The 2,782-nt window shown below is 60.5% G+C and carries 3 protein-coding genes and 1 pseudogene; all 4 read left to right on the top strand.

Going from position 1 to position 2,782, the window contains the following annotated elements; all coding sequences use genetic code 11:
* The coding region (rplM, locus tag VZ95_RS05260; RefSeq protein WP_045774936.1) for a 50S ribosomal protein L13 at positions 1–405 on the top strand (405 nt) is incomplete at its 5' end.
* 2 nt (positions 406–407) lie between these two features.
* Positions 408–894: pseudogene (rpsI, locus tag VZ95_RS05255) on the top strand (30S ribosomal protein S9).
* 101 nt (positions 895–995) lie between these two features.
* Positions 996–2,036, top strand: a complete 1,041-nt coding sequence (gene argC, locus VZ95_RS05250) for an N-acetyl-gamma-glutamyl-phosphate reductase (protein WP_045774934.1) — start codon at positions 996–998, stop codon at positions 2,034–2,036.
* A complete protein-coding gene (locus VZ95_RS05245; protein WP_045774933.1) occupies positions 2,033–2,590 on the top strand; it encodes a gamma carbonic anhydrase family protein in 558 nt (185 codons plus the stop codon). Before argC ends, VZ95_RS05245 begins: the two co-directional genes overlap by 4 nt.
* Positions 2,591–2,782 lie beyond the last annotated feature (192 nt).

The raw sequence follows: 2,782 nt of genomic DNA, 5'->3' as shown, positions 1-2,782 counted from the left end.
GATGGCGTCGTTCTCGGTCGACTCGCAACGATTATCGCTAACCGCCTGCGCGGTAAGCATAAGACCATGTTCACGCCGCATATGGATTGCGGCGATCATATCATCGTCATCAATGCCGAAAAGGTGCAGGTGACGGGCCGTAAGCGCGAGCAGAACAAGTTCTACTGGCACACCGGCCATCCCGGCGGGATCAAGGAACGCGGTTGGGGTCAAATCCTCGACGGTCGTTTCCCGGAACGCCTGATCGAAAAAGCCGTGGAACGTATGGTTCCCCGGGGTCCGCTGGGCCGTCAGCAGATGGGTAATCTGCGGGTCTATAAGGGGCCGAGCCATCCGCATGAGGCCCAAGGGCCGGCCGTGTTGGATGTCGCTGGCTTCAATGCGAAGAACAAGCGGAGCGCATAAGGATGTCCCAGGGTTTTGAAGTCCTTCAGAAGGTCGCCGGTCAGGCACCTGCTGCTGTTTCGGGCGAAGCTGCCGCTCCCCTCGAACCGAAGATCGATGCACAGGGTCGCTCCTATGCCACGGGCAAGCGTAAAAAACGCCGTCGCTCGTGTGTGGGTGAAGCCGGGTACCGGCAAGCTGACCGTGAACGGCCGTGAAGGCGCGGTGTATTTCGCCCGCCCCGTGCTGCGCATGCTCATCAATCAGCCGTTCCAGGTTGCCGATCGCGCCGGTCAGTTCGACATTTGGTGCACGGTGCGCGGTGGTGGGCTTTCGGGTCAAGCCGGTGCGGTGCGTCATGGCATCAGCCGCGCGCTGACCTATTTCGAGCCGGGTTTGCGCGGCGTGCTGAAGGCCGGTGGGTTCCTCACCCGCGATAGCCGCGTCGTCGAGCGTAAGAAGTACGGTAAGGCCAAGGCCCGCCGCAGCTTCCAGTTCTCGAAGCGCTAAACCTTCTTCGAAGGTTTGTGCTAGAAATCAGGGGGCATCCGGCAGCGGGTGCCTCCTTTTTCTTATGGCGTGCCGGTGTTTAGGGTTTGGGAGTGTGTAGGATGTCGGAAATTCGGATCGCCATTCTCGGGGCGAGCGGTTACACCGGGGCGGAGCTAATCCGCCTGCTGCGCAATCATCCGCAGGCGCGCCTCGTGGCGCTGACGGCGGATCGCAGCGCGGGCAAACCCATCGGCAGCGTCTTCCCGCAGCTCGCGCCCTTTGGTCTGCCCGATCTGGTGGCGATTGCGGATGTGGATTGGTCGGGCGTCGATTTCGTCTTCTGCGCGCTGCCGCACGGTACGACCCAGGCCGTGATCGCCGGGCTGCCGTCGCACCTGAAGATCGTCGATCTGTCGGCGGATTTCCGGCTGGATAATCTCGATACCTACGCCGAATGGTACGGCCACGCCCACCAAGCGCCGGGGCTTCAGACCGAGGCGGTTTATGGCCTCACCGAAATTCATCGGGATGCGGTCCAAAAAGCCCGGCTGGTGGCGAACCCCGGCTGCTTCCCAACCTCGGCTCTGTTGCCGCTGGTCCCGCTGATCGAGGCGGCGCAGATTGAGGTGGACGATATCATTATCGACGCCAAAACCGGCACCTCCGGGGCGGGGCGGTCGTTGAAGGAAGGCTCGCTTTACTGCGAAGTGACGGAAGGTGTTCACGCTTATGGCGTCGCCTCGCATCGGCACGCGCCGGAAATTGAGCAGGATCTATCGCGGTCGGCGGGCCGTTCGGTGCTGGTGAACTTCACGCCGCATCTGATGCCGATGAGCCGGGGCATGGCGTCCAGCATCTATGTTAAGCTGCGGCCCGGTGTGAGCGCCGAGGATCTGAAGGCCACGCTGATCGGGCGTTACCGGGACGAGCCGTTCATCTCGATCCTGTCGGGCAAGGACGTGCCGCAAACCCGCCACGTGCGCGGCACCAACCGTTGCCATATCAATGTGATCGCCGACCGGCTGCCGGGCCGCGCCATCATTCTGTCGGTCATCGACAATCTGGTGAAGGGCGCCTCGGGCCAAGCGATTCAGAATATGAACGCTATGTATGGTCTGCCGGAAACCACGGGGCTCGACCTCGTGGCCATCTTCCCATGACGCGCGCGCTCAGCGTGCCAGGGCCGATTCTGATGCCCTGGAATGGCGTGTGGCCGACCATTCACGAAACCGCTTTTATCGCGCCGGGCGCGGTGATTATCGGTGATGTGGTGATTGGCCCGGAGTCGAATATCTGGTTCGGGGTGGTCATTCGCGGTGACGTGCATGAAATCCGCATCGGCGCGCGCACGAATATCCAGGATGGCACGGTGGTCCACGCCACTCAGTTCAAGGCGGGCACCTATATCGGCGACGAAGTGACCATCGGCCACGGCGCGATTCTGCACGCGTGCACTCTCAAGGATCGATGCTTCGTCGGCATGGGCGCGGTGATTTTGGATCAAGCGACTGTCGAAACCGATGCGATGGTGGCGGCGGGAGCCTTGATCTCGCCGAATAAAACCGTGCCGACCGGCGAGCTGTGGGCGGGGAATCCTGCCCGCCTGCTGCGTCCGCTCAAACCCGCAGAAATAGAGAATATCGCGGGCTCTGCCGACCGTTACGTGGGGTTCGGCACCACTTATCGCGCTCAATTGAGCGCGGCTCAATCCTAAGCTTTGCGCTAGCAAGACTTCTGTCAGCCAGCTTTCTTCAGAAAAACAATATTCTCAAGGTTAACACGCTCAGGATTCGGGGCGTGAATGACTTTGTATTTACTTATTCTTGCGAAAAAGCGTAAGTAAAACAAGTATTTGCATGATTTATCTTGCGTTTGTGCGGTGCGATAGATAGATTATCGCGGTCTT

Source organism: Elstera litoralis, from assembly GCF_000963705.1.
Taxonomy (GTDB): Bacteria; Pseudomonadota; Alphaproteobacteria; order Elsterales; family Elsteraceae; genus Elstera; species Elstera litoralis.
Note: the sequence above shows the minus strand (reverse complement) of the source record. Positions and strands in the feature narration are given on the sequence as shown.